Below are 26243 nucleotides of genomic sequence, written 5' to 3'. Positions count from 1 at the left end.
GGCCTCTACTTCTCTTCGATGGTGCCGGAGTAGACCGAATCGAAGTTCTCTTTGTACTCGTCCTCGGTCAGCCAGACGTCGCCCCAGCGCTGGTTCTCGCCGTTCTCGCCCGGGGTGTCACCCGTGAGGTTACCTCCGTTGGGGCCCCACGGGTTGAGCAGGTGGATCATGGTCTCCTCCTCGCCCGTGGCCTCGTTCACATGGGTCTCGATGGTGTCGACCATGTAGGCGTGATTGGGCACGATGTGGTCGTTGTCGACCTCGTCGTCCCACCACCACTTCGCGTCGTCGCCCTCGGTTCCCACAGCGACGGGCCCGTCTGCCATCTTGTCCTTGATCCCGTCGAAGTCCGACTCTCCGCTCCGGTCGGTGTCGCCGCCGGTGATGGCCGCGAAGGCGTCGTCGGAGTATCCGCCGTCGATGTCCTCGTAGCTCCCGCCGAAGAACTCGGCGGCCGCCTTCTCGTAGATGGTCGCGAAGTTGAAGTTGCCATCCGCATCCCTCACCGCTCCCGGGAGCGCGGTCGGGTCGACGTTGATCTCGACAGGCTTGCCGTCGTCGTACATCGTGACCGTCCAGCTTCCGTCGTCGTTCTGAGTCATGTGCTCCCGGATGAAGTCCGGGTCGGCATCGGCGACCGTGCCCAGCGCGGCCAGGAACCAGCAGTCGCCGAGCGCCCCCTGCTTGATGTTCTGGGGGTCGAGCGCGTCATCGTCGAGCGCGATCGGGTTGGTGATGTCGATGTAGTCCTTGCCCAGGTCGCCGTACGGATCCGGTTCGGGCTTGTCGCCATCGCCACCGCCTGACCTGTCGCCGCTGCCGGGGCCACCCGCGGATCCGCCCGAATCCGTGCTGCTGCTCTCCTGCTGGTCGGCGTTCGCGCGGATCGTCGAGGCCACCTGGACCAGGCCCAGCTGGGCCGCCTGCAGGGTGAGGCGATGCTGGCCGTGCCACGCGGCCGTGAACTGACTGCCATCGGGCCCGTGCCACGGAACCCTGTTCAGCTCACCGGTGAGTCGTGCGATGGTCTCCTCCAGTTGGCGGCCGCTCGCGTCGGCGAGTTTCGCAAAGGTGCGCAGCTCGGTGACGTCGGCCCCGTAGAAAGTACCCATGACCAGCTCATTTCCCACAGTGTGATCGTGATCGCGAAATCTCGCGATGAGAAGAAAGATACTCGTCGCTTCGCTGCATGCCCATGGGGAGAGGTCCCCATGGGCGCGAGGGCGCCGTTCGCTACGCTGGGTGCGCGGACCTGAGATGTGGCTCGGTGGCGCGCGATGCAAGGAGTGAAGATGACGCTCTCGGATTCCTGGCGGTCGAACAACGGTCGCAGGCGGAGTCTCGCCGGTTCACGCCGGGGTGCGGCTGTCGCGACGATCGGCCTGATGGCGGTGGTGACGACACTGCTCTCGGCGTGCTCGGCCCAGCCGAAGCCGGTCTCCTCCGACGAAGCCTCGGCGAGCTATCCCGTCGTGCTGGGCGACGTGCAGTCCGCGCTGCGATCCGCCTACCCCGACCTCGCCTGGGACGGATCGGCGACGGATGCCGCCGAGATCACCGCCGACAACGACGGCGGATGCGTGCTCATCCTGCCCACTCTTCGCAGCGATTCATCGCTGTGGGCCGAGGCGGGAGGGTGGAAGGCGGTCATGGACGTCGTCAATCCGGTGCTCGACGAGCACGACTTCGACACGGTGTCGTCTGAAGACACCCTCGACGGCGGCTGGACCGGCATCTCGTCGTCAGACGACAGCGGTGCCGAGATCCGCTTCATGGACAAGGACTACACCGAGATCACCCTGACCGCTCCGGTGTCGGACGGGGACTGCTCGGACTCCGAGTAGAGCCATGCGCACACGCCTGCACGTCATCGGTTACGATAGTCAGGTTCGTCAAGAACGCAAGGTGGCGTACTCAAGCGGCCGAAGAGGCACGCTTGGAAAGCGTGTATAGGGCAACCTATCGAGAGTTCGAATCTCTCCGCCACCGCCGAAACCCCTGATCGAAGGTCTTTCCTTCGGTCAGGGGTTTGTGCGTTTCGGGGTCTCCGCGGGTGATCGCCGCAGCTGAGACGACGCTAGTAGCGCGCCATGGTGAGTGCCTCGGCCACCGGGTCGTCGCCCTCGATCGCCTCGAACTGGGCGTGCAGGCCCACCCCGTCGACGAGGCTGCAGTACACGAGCGCTGCGACGTCGGCGCGGGGGATCGAGCCCCGGCCCGTGCTCTCGGCGAGGTGCACCAGGCCCGTTCCGGGGTCGTCGGTGAGGGCGCCCGGGCGGATGATGGTCCAATCGAGATCGCGCTGGCGCACGGCCGAGTCGGCCTCGCTCTTGGCCCGCAGATACACTTGGAACACATCGTCGGAGTCTGGCTCGAACGAGTCGGCCGACATCGCCGAGATCATCACGTAACGCCGGATGCCGGCGATCACGGCCGCGTCGGCCAGCAGCACGGCCGCATCCCGATCGACGGTGAGCTTACGAGCCGCCCCGGAATCGGGACCGGCCCCGGCGGCGAACACCACGGCATCCACCCCGGCGAGATCGGCGGCGAGCGTCTCGGCCGAGACCTGCTCGAGGTCGAGCACGACGGGGATGCCGCCCGCGACGAGCAGATCGCCCGCCTGCTCAGGGTTTCGGATGAGGCCGACGGCCTCGTGGCCGGCGTCACTGAGAAGTTTCTGGAGAATCAGGGCGATCTTGCCGTGACCCCCCGCAATTGCAATACGCATGCGTCAAGTACACCTCAGTTCGCGAGAGGCGCACAACCTCGCGTAAAGTGGTTGACGGCTCCCCGCGTGGCGCCATCCAGGCCAACTCCCCCAGGACGGAAACGTAGCAAGGGTAACCAGGCTCTGGCGGGTGCGCGGGGGGTCTTTTCTTTTGCCTCGGTACTACTGGGGCGAGCCCGCGGACTACTGGATTGTCTGCGTTCTGCTGCTGGAGATCGGCCTTTTCGGCCCCCGGCCCCGCTTTCCCGTTCCACCATGTCGAGATCAGGCCGCGCTGTGCGGCGAACGATCCGGGGGACTCGAGGGGCACCGACATGAGCACATCGACCAGCGAACACACGACGACAGAGCAGGCGACAGAGCGCGGCACGCGGCGAAGGGGGATCGTTCGCGCGGTTCTCGCGGGCGGCCTCGTCCTCGGGGTGGGGGCGGCGGTCACTCTGGCCGCCTGGAACGATTCCGAATTCGCGACCGGCACCTTCGGCGCCGGCTCGTTCAACCTCGAGGGTCAGGAGACACCCGGCGGCGCGTTCAGCGACCACGAGACCGCGCCGGGCGCGGCACTCACGTTCGAGGTGGAGCCGTTGAACCTGGCACCGGCCGACGTCGTCTACGCACCGTTCGCCGTGCGCCTCGATGCGGCCACCACGACGGATGCGGTCGTGACGCTCAGCAGCGTCGGCGCGGGCGCGAACGCGGCCAACCTCACCTACGAGATCCTCACGACGGATGCCTTCGGCTGCGATGCAGACACGACCGGCGGCGAGCTGGTCGCCGCGGGCACGGCCACCACGGCAGCGGACGCCGCGACGTTCGACCTGACGCAGGGAGCGGCCGCGGCAGCCGGCGATCCCGTGAACCTGTGCCTGATCGTGACGGCCGGCGACGGCCTGGTCGAGGGCGGCGCCGCAACCGTGACATGGGAGTTCGCCGCCGAGTCGGTCTCGGACAACGACTGAGAGCCTCGGACGACGACGGAGAATGATGCGCCACGCACACGGGCACCGAGCCGAGGATCGTCCCCGCCGCTTCACGCGGATCCGGGCGATTCTGGCCGGGGGTCTCGTGCTCGGCGTCGGAGGGTCTCTGACCATGGCGGCGTGGACCGACAGCGAGTTCGGCCAGGCCACGTTCACGGCGAGCAGCTTCAACACCGAGTCGTCGATCAACTCGGGTTCGACCTGGGCCGACTCGACGGCCGCCGCGCCGCTCGTCTTCGCCTTCTCCGCCGCGGCCATGTCGCCCACCACGGTGAAGTACGCGCCGTTCTGGGTTCGCACGAAGGCGGTGTCGCTCGACGGCACACTGGCGCTGCAGACCGCGACCTCCAACAACACGGCCTTCGCCGCAGCGCTCAAGTACCGGGTGGTCCGGTATGCCAGCGGCACCTGCGACGCGAGCCAGTTCAGCGCCGGAGCGGTCTACATCGTGGGCGCAGCGGGGCTTCCCGCCGCAGGGGGTGCCGCGCTCACCAGCACGCCCACGGTGACCACGGGCGTGGCGGCCAACCAGTCCGCCGTCACCCAACTCTGCTTCGAGGTGTCGATGAACGCCGATGCCCCGAACACCCTGCAGGGAGGAAGCATCACCGCCACGTGGGAAGTGAAGGCGACCTCGAGCTCATGATCGGAACCCTGGCCGCGGTCGACTCCGGCGTCGGATCCGACGCCGCGGCATCCGCCCCGCACGGTCGACGGCACGGCGTCGTTCGAGAGGTGCTCCTGAACATCGCATCCGTGCTCGGCGCAGTCTGCATCGCACTCACGCTGGCCGCGGTGCTGTTCCACGTCACGCTGATCATGTTCAAGACCGGGTCGATGTCCCCGACGATCCCCGCCGGGTCGCTCGCCGTCGTGCGCGAGATTCCGGCATCCGAAGCGAAAGTCGGCGACGTCGTGACCGTCGACCGCCCCGACCAGCTGCCCGTCACCCACCGTGTGGTCGCCACCGAACGAGGCGCCGACGGGCAGACGATCCTGACCCTGCGCGGAGATGCCAACCCCGTCGACGACCCGGCGCCGTACACGGTCTCGACGGTGCGCATCGTCATGGCATCCGTTCCGGGACTCGCCGTGGCGGTCGTGGCCATGTCGAATCCCGTGGCGCTCGGCTCGGTGACCGTCGTCGTGGCCTCGTTCATCACCTGGTATTTCTGGCCCCGATCGACGAGGCCGCGACGAACGACCCGCGCCCGACACGGTGCCGGCGCCGACTCGTTCGGAGGATACGTCTGCTGATGCGGCGGGGAAACAGGGTCGTCGCGATCGTGCTGGGCGCGGCCGTGATCGCGGGATGGGGTGTCGGAGGCGTCGACGAGACCGAGGCCTCCTGGGCGGAGAAGGAGGTGGCCCAGACCACATTGACCGCCACGACTGTTCCGAAGCCGGTCATCCAGAGCTGCGTGCTCAGCCCCGGAACGCTGGGGACGAGCCCGACGATCACCGTGAAATGGAACTTCCCGGCCGGCACCGGCTACGCGGCACCGGCGAACATCGCGTACGCGGTGGCCGAGGGTGGCCTCCTGCCGAGCCTCACGGTGGTGCTGCTCGGCCAGGGAGTCACCACGACGGGGCCGGTCGCAGGAACGTACACGACAACCTTCGCCGCTTCAGTACTGGGGGGCCTTCTCGGCGGCAGCTACGGGCTCTACCTGCAGACCGTCGACGCGACGGGATGGACCTCCGGGCGGGCCGGAGCCACGGCCGCCATGGGCCTGCTCGGGGCGAATCCCACCTGTGCGCCGAACCCGACGTGATCACACTGCACATCCTCTCGACCTGAGAGGGTTCCCCGCTGAACGACAGCACGAGCGAATAGGGTGAGGAGAGCCTAAGCAACCACGAGTTCGAAGGATCCGAAGTGTCGAGAAGCATCTATGTCGCGTCAGCCGAAGGCCACTCCGGCAAGTCAACGATCGCGCTGGGGGTGCTCGACACCCTGTGCCACTCGCTGCAACGGGTCGGAGTCTTCCGGCCCATCGCCCGCTCGGTCGCAGAACGCGACTACGTTCTCGAGATGCTCCTGGCTCATGACGGCGTCGAGCTGAGCTACGAGCAGACGATCGGCGTCACGTACGACGACGTGCACAACGACCCGGATGCCGCCCTGTCGGTCATCGTCGAGCGCTACAAGGCGGTCGAACGAGAGTGCGACGCCGTGGTCATCCTCGGCTCGGACTACACCGACGTCGGCAGCCCGAGCGAGCTGTCGTTCAACGCCCGCGTCGCCGCGAACCTCGGTGCGCCCGTGCTGCTGGTGCTCGGTGGACGCAAGGGCCAGGGCTCGTCCGAGACGCTCGGCTACTCCGAGTCGCGCACTCCCGACGACATGCGCCAGCTCACCGAGCTGGCCCAGGTCGAACTCAAACTGGCGCATGCCACCCTGCTCGGCATCGTGTCGAACCGCGCCGATCCCGAGCGCCTCGACGAGATCCGGGATGCGATCGGTTCCGCCATCGACGCACCCGCATCCGTTCCCATCTGGGCCATCCCCGAAGACCGCGTTCTGGTCGCGCCGACCATGCAGCATCTCGTCGAGGCCACCAACGGCTCGCTGCTCTCGGGCGATGCGAGCCTGCTCAATCGTGAGGCCCTGGGCGTGGTCGTCGCGGGCATGTCGATGGTCAACGTGCTTCCCCGGCTCACCGAGAGCGCCGTCGTGGTCATCCCCGCCGACCGCTCCGAGGTGCTCCTCGCGGTTCTCATGGCCAACGCTTCGGGAACCTTCCCGTCGCTGTCGGGCATCATCCTCAACGGCGGTTTCGAGCTTCCCGAACCGATCACCCGGCTGATCTCGGGCCTCGATTCGACCCTGCCGATCGTCACGACCGACCTCGGAACCTACGACACGGCGCTGCGCATCACCTCGACCCGCGGGCGCCTGGCCGCCGACTCGCAGCGCAAATACGACAGCGCGCTGGCCCTGTTCGAGCAGCACGTCGACGGAGCGAAGCTGCTCGAGCTGCTCGATGTGAGCTCTTCGACCGTCGTCACTCCGCTCATGTTCGAGTACGGTCTCATCGACCAGGCCCGTCATGTGCGTCGACACATCGTGCTCCCCGAGGGCGACGACGATCGCGTGCTGAAGGCCGCGAGCACCGTGCTGGCCAGAGGCATCGCCGAGCTCACGATCGTGGGCGAGGAGGACGAGGTGCGCACCAGGGCTGCTGGACTCGGACTCGATCTCGAGGGCGCGCACATCGTGAGCGTGTTCGATGAGAAGTACCGCCAGCCGTTCGCCGAGGAATACGCCCGGCTCCGAGCCCATAAGGGCGTCACGGTCGAGCAGGCCCGCGACACGATCACCGACGTCTCCTACTTCGGAACCATGATGGTCAAGCTCGGCCTCGCCGACGGCATGGTCTCCGGTGCGGCGCACACGACGGCGCACACCATCCGCCCGGCGTTCGAGGTCATCAAGACCCAGCCCGGCGTATCCGTCGTCTCGAGCGTGTTCCTCATGGCGCTCGCCGACCGCGTGCTGGTCTACGGCGACTGCGCCGTCATCCCCGACCCCACCGCAGAGCAGCTCGCCGACATCGCCATCTCGTCGAGCGCGACCGCCACGCAGTTCGGAGTCGACCCGCGCATCGCGATGCTCTCGTACTCCACGGGAACATCGGGCTCGGGCGCCGAGGTCGAGAAGGTTCGCGAGGCGACCGGACTCGTGCGCGAGCGGCGGCCCGACCTGCTGGTCGAGGGTCCGATCCAATACGACGCCGCAGCGGATGCCGCGGTGGCGGCCACGAAGATGCCCGACAGCAAGGTGGCCGGTCGCGCCACGGTGTTCATCTTCCCCGACCTCAATACGGGCAACAACACCTACAAGGCGGTTCAGCGAAGCGCGGGCGCCGTGGCCATCGGGCCGGTGCTGCAGGGACTCAACAAGCCGATCAACGACCTCTCGCGCGGCGCGCTCGTGGCCGACATCGTGAACACCATCGCCATCACGGCCATCCAGGCGGCGGCGCAGCCCGTCGACGCCGTCGCAGCAGAAGGAGTCCCCGCATGAGCGCGATCCTCGTGGTGAACTCCGGTTCGTCGTCGTTCAAGTACCAGCTCATCGAGATGACGACCGAAGAGGTGCTCGCCTCCGGCCTCGTCGAGCGCATCGGCGACGAGACCGGTCACTCCAAGCACACCACCGCCGACGGCTCGAGCGAACTCGACCTTCCGATCAAAGATCACTCGCAGGGATTCCAGGTGATGCTCGACGCGTTCCGGGCGAACGGGCCGTCGCTCGACGAGCATCCGCCCGTGGCCGTGGGCCACCGCGTCGTGCACGGAGGAAAACGCTTCTTCGAGGCGACGATCGTGACCGATCTCGTGAAGATCAACATCGAGGATCTGGCCGATCTCGCTCCGCTGCACAATCCGGCGAACCTGCAGGGCATCGACGCGGCGCAGAAGGCGTTCCCCGATGTGCCGCACGTGGCCGTCTTCGACACCGCGTTCCACTCCACCCTGTCGCCCGCCGCGTACACCTACGCCATCGACAAGAAGCTCGCAGACCAGCACCGCATCCGTCGCTACGGGTTCCACGGAACCTCGCACAAGTTCGTGTCGGAGGCCGCGGCGGAGTTCCTCGGCCGGCCCCTCGACGACACGAAGACGATCGTGCTGCACCTCGGCAACGGGGCATCCGCCTGCGCCGTCTCCGACGGAAAGTCGGTCGAGACGTCGATGGGCATGACTCCCCTCGAGGGGCTCGTGATGGGCACCCGCTCGGGCGACCTCGACCCCGCCGTGCTGTTCCACCTGCACCGCAAGACGGGTCAGACGTTCGACGACATCGACACGCTGCTCAACCGCGGCAGCGGAATCCTCGGGCTCAGCGGCCACGGCGACATGCGCGACCTCATCACGGCGGCGCGGGCGGGAGACGCCGACGCGCAGGCGGCGCTCGACGTGTACCTGCACCGCCTGAAGCAGTATGTCGGCGCCTACGCGGCGCACCTCGGCCGCCTCGATGCGATCGTCTTCACGGCGGGCGTGGGGGAGAACACCCCCCTCATCCGCGCCGGGGCGCTCGCGGGCCTGGGCATCCTCGGCGTCGAGATCGACGAGGAGCGCAACGAGTCCTCCGAGCGCGGGCCCCGACTCATCTCGACGGATGCGTCCCGGGTCGCGGTGCTGGTCATTCCCACGAACGAAGAACTCGAGATCGCGCGACAGACACTGGCCGTGATCTGAAACGTCGTCGCCGAGGGTTCGACTCGAGCGTCAGGTCGAAACGATCGACGCGAGTTCGGAGCGGCGCACGTCTCCCAGTTTTGAGCGGGCCTGGAGGATATGCGATTCGACCGTTCGCACGCTCAAATAGAGTCGGGCAGCGATCTCGGCGTTAGACATGCCGTCAGCCGCGAGCGTGGCGACCTCCCGCTCCCGAGGTGTCAGCGCGGCGAGCATGGTCGAGCGCCGCTGGTCGGGATCAATCGATGGTGACTCGGACCATGCGCCGTTGTCCACGAGTCCGAGTTTCGGAGTGGCCGGCAGCTTCGATCGAGTGGTGCGGGCGTTCTCCAATGCGGTGGCTCGGCGTGCCTCCTCTCCCGCCACGTCGAACAGTGTGGCGGCCGTCGTATACGAGAGCACGGCCTCCCACCAGTGGTTCAGGGAGGCGAGTTCGTCGCCGATCCGCTCGAGCGCGGGTGCATCCCCGCTGGCGGAGGCGCGAACATGCTCTTCGAGCAGCCGCGTCGAATCCCACATCTGCTGCTCGGGCAGCCTGTCGATCTCTGCGACTAGCGTGCTCGGATCGGTTCCCAGCGCCGCCGCGACGTGAAGTGGACGCATGGCGAAGAATCGAGAGTTCGATTCTTCGTCGGCGATGGTACGGCAGGCATCGATCGAGCCGGCGACGTTTCCCTCATAGGCCCTCATCCGCGCGCTGAGATGACCAGAGTAGTGCGCGAGCCACGGAGTGCTCTCGCGTTCGATCGGCGAGATCTCTCGTTCCAAGAGCAGGGCATCGTCGTGCCGCTGAAGCATTGCGAGAGCATTGGATCGGAGAATCTGCATCCAGGTCACCCACTTCGTCTGAGGGCTGTTGCCGACTCTCTCCAAGGCGCGCGCCAACTCGTTCTCGGCACGCTGGGCATCGCTCTGTTCGAGTGCGAGGTGGCCCGCTACAAGGTTGACCAGCGACATTCCGTACTCGTCGGCCGTGTCGACTGTGCGAAGGGCGAACGATTCGAGCTCCCGCGACAGCCCGGCCCGATCATGACCGATCGTGGCCCGGACAAGCGAGGCCTGAATGATGAACTCGGTCGTCGAGCGGGCCGGGTCCCATCTCATATCTTCCGGATTCGACGCGAGGATGGGGGCTATGAGCGCCCATCCCTTCTCGAGAGCCCACGTGAACTTCGTCTTCTCGCCCCGGTGCACGTAGCACGGCATCAACTCGGTCAGGGCTCGCAGAACGAAGTAGGCCGATGACGATGAATCCCGGGCGATCGACTCCATCTCTGCGACACCGTCGCGATAGGTGCTGAGCATCATGTTCGACCGCGCGGTGAGAAACACCTTCCACTCGTCGAGTGCCGAGTCGACAGTTCCCCAGGATCTGGCCTCTTTCTCGAGGCGTTCGACTCGCTCGAAGGAGGGACCGCGACGGCTCAGCACCAGCATCCACCATGACAGGAACGCAGCGTCCTCCGAAGGATCGACGTGTTCGACGGGCACTCTTTCGAGCACGTCGAGCGCCTCGGAGAACTTGCCTTGGGCGACGAGGCATCGAGACAGCTGCTCGACGCCCGCGAGAGTAGGGGCATAGCCGAGCGAGCGATGGGCGAACATGCGAGCGGAGCCGGGCATACCCGTCTTGTTCGCATGGCGGGCGGCCCTGGCGAGGAGAATCGCCGCCTCTGTGTTGGAGATCTCGGATAGCGGATCGGGGCCTGGCTCGTTGACGAGGTACTCGGCCACGAAGGCGCACTCCGCGTTCGACAACTCCAGACCGGCCGACAGGTCACTCAGCAGGATGAGTTCGGCCGTGTGCCCGGCCTCGAACGGATTCTCCCCCACCTGGATCGCGAGGGCCGCAGCAGCGTAGATGGGCCTGCTCGAGACGCTGTCCGGTGTGCGGGGGTCGTAGCTCACGAGTCCCCTGCGCAGAAGCGAGCGGAGCGGGCTGTTGCCGACCAGCCGGGCTGCTCTCGCGAACGGGAGAGCGCCCAGGCGAGCGAGGGTGACGAGTGCGTATTCCTCATCGTCTGACATCCCGCGCAGGAGGGGGCGAACAAAATCGAGGATGCGGGGCGACATGTAGGACGGTCCGAGCAGGATGTTCTGCTGTCTGGCGGAATAGGTGCCTCGGTGCAGTTCCTCCCGAGTCAGTTCCTCGAGCAGCCGAGGGTTGCCTTCAGCGAGAAGAAGGATGCGTGCCCGGGTGACGACATCGATACGATCGCGCCCGGCGACTCCCTCGATGATGATCACGGCCTCGTCATAGCCGACCCCGCTGAGGTCGATTCGGGAGACGCCATGCTCTGTCCATAGTGTGGTGAGTTCTCGATGGCACGCTTCGCTGCGGGGTGCCGTGCATGACATGCCCGAGTCGATCGTGATCAAGACGCTCCGCTTCGGGTCGAGGGCGAGGCGGGTCAGCCGCACCGCATCGTCGAAGCTGAGCAGGTGAGCATCCTCGATGATCAGCAGATCGCTGCGTGGAACGACTCCATCGACGAGCTGGTCTTCTCTTGTGTGGACGCAGGCGACGGTGCTGACCGAGCCGCCGAGGGCGGTCACCGCAGCGGCGATCCCCCGTGCGACAAAGCTCTTGCCAAGGCCGGCTGCGGCCGCGATGATCGCTGTGCCTCCGCCGAGAACGATCGATCTCAGTCGGGCTATGTGCTCATCCCGATTGCTGCCCGACGACTCTGCGATCGTGCGCAGATCGGACTTGTATGCCACATATCTGTGGCCCGCCTGCGGAATCACTGTCACACCCCCCATGCCCGATCACCCCTGATCGGTAGTATTTGAGCCTACGTGGAGAACGCTCTCAGAGCCTCGGCGCGGACTACTGAGTTGTGGGACTCGGGGTCTCAGTAGTCGAATTCTCAGTAGTGCGGGGTTCGGCAGCTGCCGTGTCGGCAGCCCCGGCCTCAGTCGGTAATCAGCCGCTTTCCGTAGCTCACCGCGGCATCCTCCGTGTAGCCGAGGTGCTCGTAGAAGGCGCGCACCGCGGCGTTGTCGCTGCGGATCTGCAGGTTGAGCTTCGGGCAGCCGAGCTCGATGAGCAGTCGCTCCGCCTCCTCCATCATGCGGCGACCGTAGTCGAGGCCCTGGGCTCCGGGCGACACGGCCAAGTAGTTGACCCACCCGCGGTGGCCGTCGTACCCCACCATCGCGGCCGCCACGACCTGGCCGTCCGACTCGCCCACGAGGAACAGCTCCGGCTGCACCGTGAGCTTGCGCTCGATGTCCTTACGCGGGTCGTTCCAGGGGCGCACGAGTCCTGCGGTGGTCCACAGCTCGATCACGGCATCGGTGTCTTCGGGGGCGAAAGGTCGAATCTGCATCCCTCCATCCTGCCCGGTCAGCGAGGCGCCGATGGAGAGGGAGTCGGCGAGGGCGTCGGAGTCGTCGTGGGGGTCGGTGTCGGAGTGGGGCGGGGCGTGGTGAACGCGATCAGCACGGTCACGGTACTGCCCAGAACGAGCCGTGAACCGCCAACGGGTGTGCTCCCGACCACGGATCCGGTTGCGGCGACCGGGTCCTCGACCGTCGCCGTCGTCACGGCGAAGCCGGCATTCTGAACGGCCGCCACCGCGTCGTCGCGGCTCATCGCGGTCACATCGGGCACGCTGTTCGATCCGGAGGCGTACGAGAGCTGCACGACGTCGCCGGGCGCAAGCCAGTCGCCCGCCGGTGGAGAGCTGGCGACAACCGTGTTCGCGGGCTGCGTGCCGTCGACGGCCGTGAGCCCTCCGGTCGTGAGTCCCAGGGACGCCAGCGTCTGCTGCGCCTCCACGATGGCCAGCGACGCGAGGCTCGGCAGCTGCAGGCGCACCGGCTCGTCGGCCACGACGGGCGCCACCGGGGCGGGCTCGACCGCGGCGGTCGAGGTGATCGGAGCCGCGATCGTCGGAGTCGGAGGCGCCTCCAGCACCGCGGCGACGACGCCCCAACCGACGACTGCGGCACCGAGCGCGATTGCCAGGACCACGACGGGGTTCGCCCGGCGGCGCGTTCGTCGCGCGGGTGCGGCGGGTGCGACGGGCCGAACGGATGCGCGACGCGCGGTGACCGTGGAGCGCACGCCGGGCGATGCGAACCTCTCGGTCGCCGCGTCGCGCGGAGCGGTGACACGCGTGCGAACCGAGTCCGGCGGCATCACCGTGGTTCGTGCGAGGGTCTCCGACGACTGGCCGGACCGCTCCCGCTGCTGCAACTCCGCAACGGCCTCGAGCATCAGGGCCGCCGAGTCGAATCGCGCGCTCGCCCTCTTCGACATGCCTCGGGCGATGAGGCCGTCGAGCCCGCGCGACACCCCCGGTCGCAGTGCCGAGGCCAGGGGCGGGGGCGAGTTGACCTGCGCCCGCAGCGTCAGTTCGCTCGTCTCGCGCGGAAAGGGAACCTGACCGGTGACGCAGAAGAACAGCACGGCGCCGACGGAGTAGAGATCCCCGCGGGCGTCGACCTCGAGCCCTCTGGCCTGCTCCGGCGAGATGAAGTTGACGCTGCCGGCCACGAGACCGTCGGCGTCGCGGGCGACCCGGCCCGGAGCATCCGCCAGCCCGTAGTCGATGAGGCGCACGTCGGAGGTCTCGAGGGCGCGATCGGCGGGCCTCGAGATCATCACGTTGTTGGGCGACACATCGCGGTGCACGAGTTCGTGGGAGTGCAGCGCGGCCAGGCCGCCGAGCAGGGCCGCCGAGACGGTCAGCGCCTCGGGGATGTTCAGCGGCCCGAACAGCTCGATCGATTCGGCCAGGGTGATGCCCGGGGCGAGGTCGAGGGCCATCCACGCCTGCGCGAGCCCGCCGGTGTCGTGCACGCCCGACGCGCGCGTGCGCACCAGATTCGGGTGCGGTGCCGTGGGCGACGTGGCCGCCTCGCCGAGGAATCGCACCACGTCATCGTCTCGTGACGAGAGGTGCGGATGCAGCATCTTGAGCGCGACAGTGTCGCCGCGCTCGCGGTCGTGCGCCTCGAACACGGCCGAGGATGCGCCGGAGCCGAGCAGGCGGCCGAGCTCGAAGCGTCCGCCGACGACGAGTGCATCGTCGGGCGCGGATCCGGGCGCGTCGGAGGTGTCCGTCACGCGATCAGCCGAATCGACCGTTGACGTAGTCGAAGGTGCGCTCGTCCTGGGGGTTCGTGAACATCGCCTCGGTGTCTCCGTGCTCGACGATCATGCCCGGGGTGCCCTGCGACGCGAGGAAGAACGCGCAGTTCTGCGACACCCGCTGGGCCTGCTGCATGTTGTGGGTGACGATCACGATGGTCACCTCCTGCACGAGTTCGAGCATGGTCTCCTCGATCACCCGGGTGGATGTCGGGTCGAGGGCCGAGCAGGGCTCGTCCATCAGCAGAACGCGCGGCTTCACGGCCAGGGAGCGCGCGATGCACAGGCGCTGCTGCTGGCCTCCGGAGAGGCCGCCGCCGGGCTGGCGCAGGCGATCCTTGACCTCCTTCCAGAGGCCGCCCTTCGTGAGGCACTCCTCGACGAGGGCGTCCTTGTCGTCGCGCGATGCGCGCCGGCCGGTGAGCTTGAGGCCTGCGATCACGTTGTCGTAGATCGACATCGCGGGGAACGGATTGGCCTTCTGGAACACCATGCCGATCTGGCGGCGCGCATCGATGAGCTTTCGGCTCTGGTCGTAGACGTCGACGCCGTCGAGCAGCACCTCGCCGGCCAAGGACGCCGACGGCACGAGCTCGTGCATGCGGTTGAGGATGCGCAGGAAGGTCGATTTGCCGCATCCGGAGGGCCCGATCAGAGCCGTGACCTGGCCCGCGGGCATGTCGAGCGACACACGGTCGAGCACCTTGTGGTCGCCGAACCAGGCCGAGATGGCTCGCGCCTCGATGCCGGCGAGAGGAGCGGGGGCGCGGAACGGCTCGCCCACGGTGGGCGGGAACGGGTCGCCCATGGGCGGGAACGGGTCGGTCACGGGCGCGAACGCCGGGGGCAGCACGATGCTCGTCTGCGCCTCATCGGGCTGGGGGAGCTCTGTCGTCGTCATGGGGTCGTCTTTCAGATCAGGTTGGGAAGGGCGCTGCCGATGCCGTCGGCGGTGGCGATGGCGAGGGCGAGAATGACGGGGGCGCTGACGATCCACGTCTGCCACGCACCCCAGCGGCGGCGAAGCCAGAGGGCGCCGAGGCTGGCGAGGACCACCCACTGCATGCTGAAGAAGACGCCGATCCAGGCGCTCGGGTCCATCGCCATCGGCTTGTCCGCCTCGGGGAGGGCGAGGGCGCTGAATTGGAAGGCCGGGGTGGTGACCGCCTTCGTCGTGAGTTGCGCGTCGATGTAGAGGGCGCCGTTCGGCAGCAGGGCCGGTCCGTCGGCTGTCACGAGCTCGAGTCTGCTCTGGCCCGCTGCCAGAGCCGAGGGCAGCGGATCGCCTGCCTTGCGGGTGCCGAAGACGGTGAACGTCTGCGCGCCCTGCCCTGTCGTGACCGTGATCTCGGCCCCGATGGCGAGGCGGGTGAGGGAGTTGAAGGGACCGCCGTAGGAGGCCTGCCGGCCGAGGATGGTGCTGGTGCCCTCCTGGCCGGGCATGACCGTGTCGGCGCTGTGCCCGGGGCCGCTGCGCAGCACGGTGCCCGTCGTTCCCTGGCTCACGACTTCGCGCAGGCCGATCGAGGGGATCTCGAGGAGCGCGACGGGAGTGCCGTAGGCGACCATCTTCTCCTCGTAGTCGAGCTGGCCGACGGGGGTGACCGCCTTGGCGAGGCTGGTGCGCAGTTCGTCGTAGCCGACCGCCTGGTCGCGGGCGTGCTGCAGGCCGCTGGCGAACGAGATCTGCACGGCGAGGGCGACGATGAGCGCGGAGATCGCGAGCAGCACGGCCCCTGCCCACCAGCGGCCGTCCCGGATGCTCACCGGTGCGGGCCGGGGCGGCTGCATGAGAGCGGCGAGTCGGGCGGGCGACAGGCGACCCACCGCGGCGGCGGCCGGACTCACGGACGGGGCGGCGTGGCTCATGCGAGGGGCGCCAGGGTGCCGGGTCTGGCGAACCAGCCGTTGCTGCGGCCGACGATGATCAGCACGGTCGCGATCACGGCGAGACCGCCCACGATCAGCAGCCACCACCACTGGGGCAGGCCGCCGAATCCGGCGGGCGTCGCATCGCCGACCAGCACCGTCACGGCGGCGACGTAGCCGCAGTTCCAGCCGACCAGCTGCACGGCCAGCTCGCCCGTGGCCGTGGCGTCGGGAATCGTGACGTCGTACGAGACGGCCCCCGCGGCATCCGCGACCGGGTCGGCGACGATCACGTCGCCGGCGAAGGTCATGGCCCGAACGGGCTGGGATGCCGCGAAGCCGCCCCCGGACACATGCACCGTGTCGCCGGGGGAGTATGCCGCTCTGTCGGTGATGAGCGTGTTCTGAGTGGTGACCGGCGAGGCGGGAACGACGGGAGCGCCGTCTTCTGCGATCGAGCAGGTCGGGGCGGGAGTGCCGCTTGTGGGAGTCGAGGTGGTGGCCGACGTCTTGCCGCCCGATCCCGACCCCGACCCCGCGGGCGCAGGCACGGTGGCGGGGCTCACCGCGGGAGTCGTGGACTTCGGGATGACGACGGTCACGGGCGACGTGTCGGGCGTGCCCTCGGTGATGGTGCCGTCGTCTCCCGTCTCGGCGCTCGCGGGCGCGGCCGCGCCGCCCAGGACGAGGGTGAGCACGAGGGCGGCGAGCAGCGCTCGACGGGCGAGGGGCGAGGGTCCGCGGCTCATGAACGCACCGGCACGGACTCGGAGGCCGGGGTCGGCGAGGCGGGCGCGGCGACGCCGGCCGAGTCGCGCGACTGCTCCTGCAGGAAGGCGATGGCGGCGCGCAGCCGGGCATTGTGCACGCGGCGACGCCACACGATGACCACCACGAGCAGGGCGAGCAGCGCGATCACGGCCAGCATCGACCACGGCATGGCCCACGTGGAGGCCGACTCCGTCGCGGGAGTGACATCTGCCGTCCCCACTCCGGGCTGCACCTTCTGGCGTACCTCGACATCGACCGTGAGCAGGCCGAGCGGCAGGATGGCGCTCGAGACGACCGGCACGCTGATGATCTGTCCGGGGAGGAGGTTGGTGGCGGCGTCGGACGAGAGGGTCGCCAGCCGGATTCCAAACGGGCCGGAGATCTGGGCGGTCTGTTCGAGGTTGAGACGGGTGTTGCCGGTGTTCTGCACCGTGTAGCTGCCCTCGAGGTCGCCGCCGGCGAACGGGTTCAGCACGCCGTCGTAGTTGGCGACGAGACCCTGCGTGTTGATGCCGCCGACGATGGTGCCCGACACGCGAAGGTAGATGCGCGCCCCCACCCGCTGCTCGACGTCGATGGCCTGGCCGCCGTCGCCCGTGCCCTTGCGGGTGATGGATGCGACGACGCCCGCCGAATGGTCGCCGGGGGTCGCGTTGGTGGGAACGGTGACCGTGAAACCGATGGCCTGGCTGCTGCCCGGCTCGATCGTGACCTCTGCGGCGTCGATCGATGTCCAGGCGCCGAGGTCGGCGTTCGGCGTTCCGCCCGACTGCAGGGAGAACTGCCCGTTGTCGAAGTCGTTCAGGCCGTCGGCCGCGTAGAGCTGGAATGTCTGGGGGGTGCTGCTGTAGTTCGTGATGGCCATCGTGTCGCTGATGACGGTGCCGGGATCGACCGAGTAGTCGTAGAGGAGTCGGCCGTCCGGCCCCTGGGGACCGCTCGGTTCGACGCTCCACGTCACGTCGCCGTCGGCGGCCTGGGCCGAGGTCGGCACGGATGCTCCGGCGAAGGCGAGCAGACCGGCGATGGCGACCGAGAGGACGGCGGCGGGGAACTTTTTCACGAGGATTCCTACTGTTCAGGGCGAAGCTGGCTCGGGGGTTATCGGGGGGTGAACGTGCCGCTACGGACCCGGGGCTTATTGCCCCGGATCCGCAGCGGTTCAGCGTCTTGCGACTGCCGACTCGACCTAGATGAGGGTCAAGGTCAGCGTCGCGCCGTAGGTGCCGGGCGCGACCGATCCCGTTGCGGGCACTGAGAAGTTCAGTGTCGCGTCGGTGACCGTGGTGAGCGTGCCCGGCTTGGTGCTGGCCGCAGCCTGGGCGAGGATGCTCGGCGTGCCGAGGCCGGCCGCACCGGGTGCGACGGTGGCACCGGCGACAGCAGCGCTGTCGCTGCTGACGACCGACGGCGCCCAGCCGAGGGCGCCTGCGGGGATCGTCTTGCTGGTGTCGGTCGTGTTGGTGAAGACCGTGACCTTGCCGTTGAGGTTCCAGGCGGACTTGGTCTGGCGCGCGTCGGCGACCGTGGCCTGGCCGAGTGCTCCGGTGGCCACGAAGTTGCCCGCGGTCTGCGTGGCGGTGAGGGCGACGGCCGCGTTGGCGACCGTGAGCTTCAGACCGTTGTTGCTGACCGAGGCGGGGATGGCGACCGTGATGTTGACGTCGCTCGGGGTTCCCTCGTAGACACCCGAGAAGGTGTGCACGACGTCCTGCGACGCCGTCATCTCGCTCGAGAGGTACTTCGACGGGTCGCTCGAGATGAAGCGCGCGGTGTAGGAGTACGTGCCCGAGGCGAGCTGGGCCGAGGTCCAGGTCGCGACGCCGGCGGTGACGTTGCCCTCGCCGACCTTCGCCCCACCCGTCGTGTTGTAGAACTCGACCTTGCCCGCGGCATCCGTGGCGACCGTGGTGTCGGTCGCCGACTTCTGCACCGTGGCGCTCAGCGTGATCTGGCCGGTCTCGGAGTTCGAGGTGGCCGAGAAGGGAACCGCGACGCCGGCGGCGCCGGCGGTCTTGACTGCCCAGTTTCCTGCCGCGTCGAGCGTCAGAACCGGCGAGACGAAGTACTTGTCGGTCGCGTAGGCCGAGTTGAACTCGTCGGACCAGCAGTAGCGGCGCATCTCGAAGTCACCGGGAACGAGCGTCGTCGTCACGTTGGGGATCGAGTTGATCGCGCGGTTGCTGTTGAGGCCGACGCTGTCGACCTGGTTGAGGTTCACCGGACCGGTGAGGCCTCCGTTGCCGAACGTGTTCGGGATCGAGGCGTCCCAGGTCTGGCTGAAGCCTCCGAGAACCACGTCGTTCTGCGCGATGACGGTGTTCGCCTTCATGCGGTAGCCGACGGGGCAGGACACGGTGGTGGTCTGCGAGTCGATGACGGGCTGCTTGGTGCGCGTGCCGTTCGGGCTCGCGCTTCCCGTCGTCGTGATGGTGAGGTCGCCGATGATCTGATCGGGCGTCGCCTGGGCCGCGGACGCGACCGAGACGAATCCACCGGTCAGCAGGGCGCCGGCCAGTGCGAGGGAGACGAGTCTCCGCTTGGTTGTGATCATTGTCTTGTGCTCTTTCTCTGGTCTGAAGTCGTGAAAGGAAACGGTGCGGGCGTGCCGGTTACTGGAATCCACCGGTGAGGGTGGTGGCGCCGCAGCCGGAGCTCAGAGGAGCGAAGCCGTAGGTGCGGATGATCGACGGGTTGGCGCAGAACGAGGAGGAGGTGCCGACGAACGCTGCGGCGATCGCGGGCTCGCCCAGGCGCGAGGTCTGAACGACGTTGTAGACGGTGCGGACCAGCGGGAAGGATCCGTTGAGGGCGACGCCGTCGGTCGAGAGCACGGTGGGCTTGACGTTGTCGATCTTGCCGAGCTCGGCGAATCCGCGACGATCCTGCGAACCCGTCAGGGGCGAGTTGGACTGCGCGATGAACTGGCCGATCGAGAAGGGCACGATGTCGCCGGGGCCGGTCAGCACCGTTCCGTCGTGCTCGATGATGGTGTTGCTGCGCGTGTTGCCGCAGGTCGTGGCATCCGTGAGGCCGAGCTTGCCGAGGAAGAAGCTGCGCGTTCCCGATCCGGTCTGCGGAAGCAGGGGCGTGATCGCAACGGCGTCGCCGTCGGCGTTGTTGTAGCTCGTCACGGTGCAGCGGTAGATGTTGCGCAGCGTGAACTTGGTGTCGGAGTCCGCGGCCGTTCCCAGCTTGATGTTGCGCGGGAAGTCGCTGGCCGAGTTGACCGCGTAGCTGACGGCATCCGTTGCGAAGGGCACGTACGTGAGAACGGAACCGGTGACGGGGCCGCTCGAGGAGCGGGCGAAGTCGACCTGGCCGGTGATGGGGGCGGCCGATCCGCCGTAGTTCAGGCCCTGGGCGGATGCCGACAGTGCCTTGACGCCTGCTCCGGAGCCGATGGGGCGGTTGAACGAGGGCCCGCTGGCGGTGGTCTTGATCGTGGCGGAGAGGTTCGCGCCGGCCGCGTCGTAGGAGCCGAGCGTCGTGGTGGTCGCGGCGATGGCGCGAACGACATCCTGCGTGGTGTCTGAGCCGACGCCGTTGAGCTGCTTGAAGCTCGTCGGGTCGGCGGCGTTGGCGACGGTGGCGCCGCTGACGACCGTCAGGCCGACGGCCAGGATCGCGCCGAGTGCGCTGAGGCGCAGCTTGGTCTTCGTGTTCATGGAATCCCCTTCTAGGATTGCAGTGCTTGCTTTGGGTGCGTATCTGAGGTGGGCCCGCCCTGGGTCTCTTTGCGGTTTTCCAGGGCGGTTTTTTCGTCGGGGGCGTTAGCCGTTCTGCCTCCTTGGTCTCATGAGAACGGGGGCGAAGGCGGCGCCCGCCAGTCCGACGATGAGGGATACCCCGAGTGCGCCCTGGTAGGCCCACGGAGTATCGATCGAAGCGGTCGCCGTAGCGGTCGCGGTGGGAATGCTGGCAATCGAGGGTGTCGAAGCACCAGGAGCCGCCGCTGCTACCGCCGCGGCCTGCAACGGTGCCGAAGGTGCGACACCCGACGCGACAGGGGGCGGTACACCGATCGAAGGAGAGTCCGGGGTGCTCGTAGGGGCGACGTAACCGAGCATCGTCTGCACCGAGACCATCGATGCCTGAACCAGCTCCCTGGGAAGAGGAACATATCCGAGGGGAAGACTTCCGGGTTTCGTACCTGGGACCTGACCGTCGGTGATAGCGAAGGTGACGAGCGCGGCGTACGCCTTGCGGGCGATCTCGTCCGTCGCAGACAGGTTGACGGCCGCATACGTTGTCGTTGTCAGAGGGTAGGCTCCCGCGGGAACCGCAGACGGCTCCACCTGCAGGATCTGGGGGTTCTTCGTCGCCTGGAGACCGACCAACGCTCCCGACATCGTCTCCGTCGTCGGCGGCACGAAGACATCACTGTTTGGTGTGCTCAGAGATGCAGTACTCAGGCCGTACTTCTCGGCGGACGCGGTGTCTGTGATTGCAAGCGCGAACTTCTCGCCCGGGAGTTGAGGCCCAGCGCTCTTATAGACGCCCTTCTCGCCGGCGGCGTTGTACTCGTTCTCGTTCCAGATGATCTTCGCGTTCGCGTTCGTTCTGAATGCAGCTCGAGCGCTGCTGAGAAGGGTGTCGGCGTAGGGAGCCGAATCGAGCGAGGTGAAGCGGTACTTCTGACCGACGCCCAGGGCGGGAGGCGCCAGAGTCTGATCCGCTTTGGTGATGAAGTCTCGGACGTCTGTGCTCAGTCTGATGGGGCTGCCATCGCTGTTCGAGAGCCCGACGGGCCTGTAGGTCATATTGCCGTCGTCATCGAGAACGGGCGATCCGTCGACGTCGCTCACGACAGGCACGCGCGCCGCCGAGTCGCCGATCGGCAGATAGTAGGGGTTTATGCGCATTCCATACTCGTCGGGACTTCCGGACAACCATGCCCTCGCATCGTCATCGGCGACAATCCATTTCCAGAGCTGCTTGATCGCGTCGGCGCCTGCCGGGCCGGGGATGACGAACATCGGATTGGTCCCGGGGAGATCCTTGAAGTCGGGATTAAGTGCTTCGAAATCAGGGTCTCGGGTGAAGAACTGGTAAGGGGCCGACGACTTTCCGTCTGAGACCACGTCTGGCAGGTTGTAGATCTTGCTCCCGCCGACGAATGACAGCGGGTTCTGAAACCGGTAGGACTCGGTCAGTAGCTTTGCCAGAATTCGTGGGGACAGGTTGAGTTCGGTCCTGCGCCCATTGTTGTCCTCGATGAAGAACGCCACAGTGAGTCCGGACACGGCAACGGGAGCGTAGGTGATGTCCGACTTTGTGAGCTTCGTCGAGTCCAGGGCCGACAAGGTGTCGTCCTCCAGCGACAGGGAGGTGAATGCGAGGCCTGCGCGTCCGGTCAGCAGCTGAGCGCGGGCGACGCTGTCAGGATTGGTGCCGAAGTTGTAGACGTTGTTCGACACCTTGCACACCGCCGGCTGCCATGAACTCATCGCTCCGATCAGAAGCTGGGATCCGATCGTCAAGCGCTCAGCGGAACCAGCCGGGCAGTTGTTTCCCACCGGCTGGAAGGTGAGAGGAATGACGATTCTGTTGTCCCAGTAGTCGCACTTCGGATTGAGCGGCGAGCCCTCCTGAGCGGTGTCCGGTCGTCCATACGTCAGGGGCTCGGTCCCGGGAACCGTGTTCTGGGTGCACTGGCCGGTTCCGGATTCTCCACCGAAGTGAGATCCCCTGGGTACGGCCACGAGGTAGCAGGTCGCATTCGTGGCCCCGCAGCCCAGCTGGGGAGCACGGTTCGCGGACTGCGCCTCGAAGTTGGTCGTACCGGAGCCGGAGGTTCCCGTGCGAGAGACGATGACCTCATTGGTTGTGGATCCGTCGAACATCTCGCCCAGTGGCCACACGACCCGCTGATTCTCATCGAGTGAGGCCACGCCAGGAAAGCTGCGACCCTGAGCCGACGTGAAGGTGACGTCAGGAGCGCCACCGTCTGGAAATTCCGCACTGGGGGGTGCATCTGCGGTTCTGGCGCCGCGTATCTCGTTCTCCGCCGGAATGGACGATTCCAAGCCCGCAACCGGTGTGACTCCGAAGCCTCCCCATTCGCAGGTGTTGCGGAAGGTTGCCGATGTCGGATCACCCCAGCACTGCATGAACTGCATGAAGTTCATCGCGTTCGCAACGTCGATTCCTGAACTTGTGCCCGACCGAGTCGGCTTCATGCCTGTGAAGTCGACTTTGATGGCCTGATCCGTCAGCTCGGTGGTCTGGGAGACGGTGACAGACAGATTCTCGAAGTCCGCGAAGTGCGGACTGTCAGGGTTGCGTTCCGGCTGGCTCTTCTCGAGGTCGCTGGTGCCGCCCTGCCAGGCCACGGTGACCGCCGAGTCGCTCGCCACGATGTCGGCGCTCGCGGTCGACGCACCGAGCGGGGCGGCGATGAACAGCCCAGCGGTCGATGCCGCCGCGACGCCGAGTGAGAGCACTCGGAGCAGGGCGACGGATGAGACACGCGACATCGGGTGGAGCCTTTCGGAAGGTGATGCTTGAAATGTAGGAGCGGTGCGTGTTGAGTCGACCCGCTGTGGCTTCTGGCCCGGTTAACGGGAGGAGAATGTTGAGCTTTGCTTCAGCTCTCTGGCCCGTCGTCGTCTCTTCGAGATGACGGGAGGGAGCAGCAGGCCCAGGAGCGCCACGAGACCCGCGGCGAAAGCGATGGCATTGGCGGGAGTCCTCTTGACCAACGAGTCGATGCTCACCGGTGTCCCTGCCACGGTCACGGGCCCCGCCTTTCCGGCGATGGCGGAGGCTCCGGCGCCCGCCGTTCCCGCGGCGCCCGCCGCTGCGGATGCTGCTGCCGCGGCGGCCGCGGATGCGGCATCCGTACCCCCGGCGGCGCTACCGCCCGGCCCGCCCGTGCCACCCGTGCCACCCGGGCCGCCCGAGCCACCCGGGCCGCCGGCACCGCCCGTGCCGATGGCGCACTGCGCATCCGCCCCGCGCTTGTCGCACGCGGGTGGTTGCGGGGCCTCGTTGGCCAGCTTGTTGCTGCCGTCGGGCGAGAAGGTGGGGTTGTTGCAGGTCGAGATGTCCTTGCCGGCGGGGTCGGCGCCGGGGATGCGTTTGATCTGGTCGAGACCCGCCGTGGCGAGGTTGATGGGCAGCGGCGAGTACCCCAGCACCTCGGCCTGCTGCTGCCCCTCGCAGAGGAAGTAGTTCGCGAAGTCGCTGAGGGTGAGGCCCTTGTCCTCGCTGAACTGGTTCTCGATCCTCGTCGGCACGATCATGTACGAGTACGAGCTCAGCGGGTAGCTGCGCGCATCGGCATTGTTGTAGACGCCGGTCAGGTCCTGGGTGAGGTAGTCGGGCGACGACGTGTCCTGGTTGATCGTGGCGCCGAGCAGCGAGACGGCCACGTTCGACGCGGTCGGCTCGGTGTAGTAGTCGGCGTTGTTCAGCACCTTCGCCACCGGGAAGCCCGAGTTCAGGGCGTACGAGTACTCCACGTATCCGATCGCGCCGACGGCCTGGCCCTGGGCGATGTAGCCGGCCACGTTGTTCGAGCCGGACTGCGCCACGAACGACGAGCCGGCCACGAACGGGTAGTTCGACGTGATTCCGCAGGTCGCCCCGCGGCCGACCTTGGCGCAGAACGCGTTCCAGAGGTCGGGGTACTGCTGGCGCATCCAGGCCGTGAACTGGGCCGAGGTTCCGGAGCCGTCGGAGCGCACCACGGGAACGATCGGGGTGGCCGGCAGAGCGAGCGAGGGGTTGTCGGCGGCGACCTCGGGGTCGTTCCACACGGTGATCACGCCGGTGAAGATCTTGGTGAGAGTGGGGCCGCTGAGCCTCAGGTTCGTCACCTGGTTGCCGCCGATCACGAGGTTGTACATCAGCGCCGTTCCGCCGGCCACGATCGGCACGTAGGCGAAGCCTCGAGCCGGGCGGGGATCGACGCCGTCGCTGCCCTTCAGCTCGTAAGGGATCTCCGAGACGCCGAAGTCGACGGTGCCGGCCGCGAACAGCTGGCGCCCCGCAGAGGAGCCGCTGTCGTTGTAGGTGATCTGCCACTTGTAGTTGTCGTAGACGTTGCGGATCCACTGCTGCAGGGCGTTGGCCGACCAGGTCGAGCCGGCCCCCGAGATGGGCTGGTGGATGGCGCCGACCGCGACGGCCGAGGGCTGCGGCGCGAACGAGAACAGGCCCGTCACGATCATGAGCACGGCGAACGCGCCGACGGAGGTGCGAACGAGACGTGAGAGTCGGCGGGTCATTCGGAGTCGTCCTTGCGTCGGCGGCCGCGCCGCGAGCGCGCCACGAGTCTCTCTGCGGCGGCGACGGCCGCCGCCTGGGCGACCGCGTCGACGGATGCCTGTTCCACGGTCGGTCGGTCGGCCTCGGCCCGCTCGCCCCGGGTGATGCGCTCGAGGTCGTGCACGGACTCGAGTCGACGCTTGCGCAGCTGGCGGGGCGAGAGCACGCCCGCACCGCGGCCGCCGATCACGCGAGCCAGCGCGAAGAGCACGATGACCAGCAGCATGAGCACGACGGCCGTTCCGAACCCTCGGGCGATCATCGTGGGCTCGGGCGACTTCACGAAGTTGAAGGTGGCCAACGGCAGCGAGACCATCGGGCCGGAGAACGGATTGACATTGAAGAACGTGGTCGTTCCCGCGGTCAGCAGCACGGGACTCGTCTCGCCGATGCCGCGCGCGGTGCCGAGGATGACCGCCGTCGTGAGCCCGGATCGCGCCGTGGGCAGCGTCACGTTCCACACGGTGCGCCACTGGCTGGCGCCCAACGCGAGCGACGCCTCCTTGAGGTTTCCGGGCACGAGCCGCAGCACGACATCCGCCGACCGGATGATGATCGGCAGCATCATCACGGTCATGGCGAGCGATGCCGCGAAGCCCGAGCGCTCGAACCCGAGGATCAGCACGACGGACGCGTAGATGAACAGGCCGGCGACGATCGAGGGCAGGGCGGTCATGGCCTCGACGACGGTGCGCACGAACTTCGCGTAGCGGCCGGGAACCTCGCTGAGGAACACGGCGGTGAGGATTCCGAGGGGAACGCTGATCGCCAGCGCGATAGCGATCATGATCAGCGTGCCGATGATGGCATACAGGATGCCGCCGGAATCGAGGCCGTCGAGAGGCCCGGTCGCCGACATGTCCATGATCCAGAAATTGCCGTGGAAGAGGGAGTCCCAGCCGCGCACGATCGTGAACACGACGACCGACGACAGGGCCAGCAGCATGAGCACGCCGATGCCGTGGACGAACACGCTGATGACGCGGTCCTTCACCGTGGGGCCCGACTCGTCGAGGCTCACGAGCACGCCGAAGATGATCACGAAGAGGGCGAAGCAGGTCACGATGAAGCCGAGCACGCCCTGCAGTGGCAGCAGCTGGCTGAAGGCCCACCAGGTCAGGGCGAACGACGCGGCGGCTGCGCCGACCAGGCGCATGAGGTCCGAGAATCGCACGCCGGTGAGCGCGCGCCGCGTCTCGGGCGCATCGGATGCGGGGGCCCGCGCAGGCAGTTCGGTGCGTCGGCCGGCCTGCGTGGCCGGAGCGATGACCTCGGTGGGAGCGTCGGGGAGCACGGTGGTCATGGC

21 protein-coding genes, 1 tRNA gene and 1 other RNA gene are annotated in these 26243 nt (G+C 67.5%); 9 read left to right on the top strand and 14 right to left on the bottom strand.

Annotated elements, in window-relative coordinates; all coding sequences use genetic code 11:
* Positions 1-5: 5 nt before the first annotated feature.
* Positions 6-1112: a C2 family cysteine protease gene (locus ASF51_RS00840; RefSeq protein WP_055923881.1), complete on the bottom strand. Its 1107-nt coding sequence runs from the start codon at positions 1110-1112 to the stop codon at positions 6-8.
* Between the two features lie 180 nt (positions 1113-1292).
* Here ASF51_RS00840 and ASF51_RS00835 point away from each other — a divergent pair, with 180 nt between their 5' ends.
* Together ASF51_RS00835 and ASF51_RS00830 are read left to right on the top strand one after the other, a co-directional pair.
* On the top strand, positions 1293-1844 hold the full coding sequence (locus ASF51_RS00835; RefSeq protein WP_055923877.1) for a hypothetical protein: 552 nt from the start codon (positions 1293-1295) through the stop codon (positions 1842-1844).
* Between the two features lie 60 nt (positions 1845-1904).
* A tRNA-Ser gene (locus ASF51_RS00830) sits at positions 1905-1989 on the top strand.
* An 88-nt stretch (positions 1990-2077) separates the two neighbouring features.
* Here ASF51_RS00830 and ASF51_RS00825 read toward each other — a convergent pair.
* Positions 2078-2731, bottom strand: coding sequence for an SDR family oxidoreductase (locus ASF51_RS00825; RefSeq protein ID WP_055923874.1), 654 nt, complete (start codon positions 2729-2731; stop codon positions 2078-2080).
* A gap of 53 nt (positions 2732-2784) precedes the next feature.
* Here ASF51_RS00825 and ffs point away from each other — a divergent pair.
* The 7 genes from ffs to ASF51_RS00795 all read left to right on the top strand — a co-directional run bounded on the left by ffs (position 2785) and on the right by ASF51_RS00795 (position 8922).
* Positions 2785-2881, top strand: an RNA gene (gene ffs, locus ASF51_RS18525) — signal recognition particle sRNA small type.
* 164 nt (positions 2882-3045) lie between these two features.
* Positions 3046-3690: a SipW-dependent-type signal peptide-containing protein gene (locus ASF51_RS00820; protein ID WP_055923871.1), complete on the top strand. Its 645-nt coding sequence runs from the start codon at positions 3046-3048 to the stop codon at positions 3688-3690.
* A 22-nt stretch (positions 3691-3712) separates the two neighbouring features.
* Positions 3713-4357: a SipW-dependent-type signal peptide-containing protein gene (locus ASF51_RS00815; RefSeq protein WP_055923868.1), complete on the top strand. Its 645-nt coding sequence runs from the start codon at positions 3713-3715 to the stop codon at positions 4355-4357.
* On the top strand, positions 4354-4968 hold the full coding sequence (locus ASF51_RS00810) for a signal peptidase I (RefSeq protein ID WP_055927646.1): 615 nt from the start codon (positions 4354-4356) through the stop codon (positions 4966-4968). Before ASF51_RS00815 ends, ASF51_RS00810 begins: the two co-directional genes overlap by 4 nt.
* On the top strand, positions 4968-5486 hold the full coding sequence (locus ASF51_RS00805) for a hypothetical protein (RefSeq protein WP_055923865.1): 519 nt from the start codon (positions 4968-4970) through the stop codon (positions 5484-5486). The genes ASF51_RS00810 and ASF51_RS00805 overlap by 1 nt, the downstream gene beginning before the upstream one ends.
* 104 nt (positions 5487-5590) lie before the next feature.
* Positions 5591-7741, top strand: a complete 2151-nt coding sequence (gene pta / locus ASF51_RS00800) for a phosphate acetyltransferase (protein WP_055923862.1) — start codon at positions 5591-5593, stop codon at positions 7739-7741.
* Positions 7738-8922, top strand: coding sequence for an acetate/propionate family kinase (locus tag ASF51_RS00795; protein WP_055923858.1), 1185 nt, complete (start codon positions 7738-7740; stop codon positions 8920-8922). The genes pta and ASF51_RS00795 overlap by 4 nt, the downstream gene beginning before the upstream one ends.
* A 30-nt stretch (positions 8923-8952) precedes the next feature.
* Here ASF51_RS00795 and ASF51_RS19500 read toward each other — a convergent pair whose 3' ends face one another.
* The 12 genes from ASF51_RS19500 to pstA all read right to left on the bottom strand — a co-directional run bounded on the left by ASF51_RS19500 (position 8953) and on the right by pstA (position 26240).
* A complete protein-coding gene (locus ASF51_RS19500) occupies positions 8953-11685 on the bottom strand; it encodes a LuxR family transcriptional regulator (protein WP_082479434.1) in 2733 nt (910 codons plus the stop codon).
* A gap of 152 nt (positions 11686-11837) precedes the next feature.
* Positions 11838-12254, bottom strand: a complete 417-nt coding sequence (locus tag ASF51_RS00785) for a GNAT family acetyltransferase (RefSeq protein WP_055923853.1) — start codon at positions 12252-12254, stop codon at positions 11838-11840.
* A 17-nt stretch (positions 12255-12271) separates the two neighbouring features.
* Positions 12272-13999: a serine/threonine protein kinase gene (locus tag ASF51_RS00780; protein ID WP_055923850.1), complete on the bottom strand. Its 1728-nt coding sequence runs from the start codon at positions 13997-13999 to the stop codon at positions 12272-12274.
* 4 nt (positions 14000-14003) lie between these two features.
* Complete coding sequence (locus tag ASF51_RS00775; protein WP_082479433.1) at positions 14004-14924, bottom strand: phosphate ABC transporter ATP-binding protein; 921 nt, start codon at positions 14922-14924, stop codon at positions 14004-14006.
* An 11-nt stretch (positions 14925-14935) separates the two neighbouring features.
* Positions 14936-15892, bottom strand: coding sequence for a sortase (locus tag ASF51_RS19290; RefSeq protein ID WP_055923847.1), 957 nt, complete (start codon positions 15890-15892; stop codon positions 14936-14938).
* Positions 15889-16641, bottom strand: a complete 753-nt coding sequence (locus ASF51_RS19285) for a hypothetical protein (protein WP_055923844.1) — start codon at positions 16639-16641, stop codon at positions 15889-15891. Before ASF51_RS19285 ends, ASF51_RS19290 begins: the two co-directional genes overlap by 4 nt.
* Positions 16638-17726 (bottom strand): WxL protein peptidoglycan domain-containing protein, encoded by a 1089-nt coding sequence (locus tag ASF51_RS18885; RefSeq protein WP_055923841.1) that lies wholly within the window; start codon positions 17724-17726, stop codon positions 16638-16640. The genes ASF51_RS19285 and ASF51_RS18885 overlap by 4 nt, the downstream gene beginning before the upstream one ends.
* A gap of 126 nt (positions 17727-17852) precedes the next feature.
* Positions 17853-19217 carry a hypothetical protein gene (locus ASF51_RS00755; RefSeq protein ID WP_055923838.1) on the bottom strand — a complete coding sequence of 455 codons (1365 nt, stop codon included), beginning with the start codon at positions 19215-19217 and terminating at the stop codon, positions 17853-17855.
* A gap of 58 nt (positions 19218-19275) precedes the next feature.
* A complete protein-coding gene (locus tag ASF51_RS00750; RefSeq protein ID WP_055923836.1) occupies positions 19276-20331 on the bottom strand; it encodes a substrate-binding domain-containing protein in 1056 nt (351 codons plus the stop codon).
* A 105-nt stretch (positions 20332-20436) separates the two neighbouring features.
* The gene (locus ASF51_RS00745; protein WP_055923833.1) at positions 20437-23142 is read right to left on the bottom strand and encodes a hypothetical protein; all 2706 of its coding nucleotides are present in this window, start codon (positions 23140-23142) and stop codon (positions 20437-20439) included.
* 81 nt (positions 23143-23223) lie between these two features.
* Entirely contained in the window at positions 23224-24897 is a 1674-nt protein-coding gene (gene pstS, locus ASF51_RS00740) for a phosphate ABC transporter substrate-binding protein PstS (RefSeq protein ID WP_055923830.1), read from the bottom strand.
* Complete coding sequence (gene pstA, locus ASF51_RS00735; protein WP_082479431.1) at positions 24894-26240, bottom strand: phosphate ABC transporter permease PstA; 1347 nt, start codon at positions 26238-26240, stop codon at positions 24894-24896. The genes pstS and pstA overlap by 4 nt, the downstream gene beginning before the upstream one ends.
* Between the last annotated feature and the right edge of the window lie 3 nt (positions 26241-26243).

Origin of the sequence: Agreia sp. Leaf283, assembly GCF_001422485.1 — a bacterium.
In the GTDB taxonomy this organism is placed as follows: Bacteria; Actinomycetota; Actinomycetes; order Actinomycetales; family Microbacteriaceae; genus Agreia.
Note: the sequence above shows the minus strand (reverse complement) of the source record. Positions and strands in the feature narration are given on the sequence as shown.

Excerpts from the sequence above, each read along its gene's own strand:
- pstA (WP_082479431.1), bottom strand. The coding sequence starts at position 26,240 with ATGACCACCGTGCTCCCCGACGCTCCCACCGAGGTCATCGCTCCGGCC.
- ASF51_RS00745 (WP_055923833.1), bottom strand. The coding sequence starts at position 23,142 with ATGTCGCGTGTCTCATCCGTCGCCCTGCTCCGAGTGCTCTCACTCGGC.
- ASF51_RS00775 (WP_082479433.1), bottom strand. The coding sequence starts at position 14,924 with ATGACGACGACAGAGCTCCCCCAGCCCGATGAGGCGCAGACGAGCATC.
- ASF51_RS00785 (WP_055923853.1), bottom strand. The coding sequence starts at position 12,254 with ATGCAGATTCGACCTTTCGCCCCCGAAGACACCGATGCCGTGATCGAG.
- ASF51_RS00805 (WP_055923865.1), top strand. The coding sequence starts at position 4,968 with ATGCGGCGGGGAAACAGGGTCGTCGCGATCGTGCTGGGCGCGGCCGTG.
- ASF51_RS00815 (WP_055923868.1), top strand. The coding sequence starts at position 3,713 with ATGATGCGCCACGCACACGGGCACCGAGCCGAGGATCGTCCCCGCCGC.
- pstS (WP_055923830.1), bottom strand. The coding sequence starts at position 24,897 with ATGACCCGCCGACTCTCACGTCTCGTTCGCACCTCCGTCGGCGCGTTC.
- ASF51_RS00825 (WP_055923874.1), bottom strand. The coding sequence starts at position 2,731 with ATGCGTATTGCAATTGCGGGGGGTCACGGCAAGATCGCCCTGATTCTC.
- ASF51_RS00840 (WP_055923881.1), bottom strand. The coding sequence starts at position 1,112 with ATGGGTACTTTCTACGGGGCCGACGTCACCGAGCTGCGCACCTTTGCG.
- ASF51_RS00820 (WP_055923871.1), top strand. The coding sequence starts at position 3,046 with ATGAGCACATCGACCAGCGAACACACGACGACAGAGCAGGCGACAGAG.
- ASF51_RS19285 (WP_055923844.1), bottom strand. The coding sequence starts at position 16,641 with ATGAGCCGCGGACCCTCGCCCCTCGCCCGTCGAGCGCTGCTCGCCGCC.
- ASF51_RS00750 (WP_055923836.1), bottom strand. The coding sequence starts at position 20,331 with ATGAACACGAAGACCAAGCTGCGCCTCAGCGCACTCGGCGCGATCCTG.
- ASF51_RS00795 (WP_055923858.1), top strand. The coding sequence starts at position 7,738 with ATGAGCGCGATCCTCGTGGTGAACTCCGGTTCGTCGTCGTTCAAGTAC.
- ASF51_RS19290 (WP_055923847.1), bottom strand. The coding sequence starts at position 15,892 with ATGAGCCACGCCGCCCCGTCCGTGAGTCCGGCCGCCGCCGCGGTGGGT.
- ASF51_RS00835 (WP_055923877.1), top strand. The coding sequence starts at position 1,293 with ATGACGCTCTCGGATTCCTGGCGGTCGAACAACGGTCGCAGGCGGAGT.
- ASF51_RS00755 (WP_055923838.1), bottom strand. The coding sequence starts at position 19,217 with ATGATCACAACCAAGCGGAGACTCGTCTCCCTCGCACTGGCCGGCGCC.
- ASF51_RS19500 (WP_082479434.1), bottom strand. The coding sequence starts at position 11,685 with ATGGGGGGTGTGACAGTGATTCCGCAGGCGGGCCACAGATATGTGGCA.
- ASF51_RS00810 (WP_055927646.1), top strand. The coding sequence starts at position 4,354 with ATGATCGGAACCCTGGCCGCGGTCGACTCCGGCGTCGGATCCGACGCC.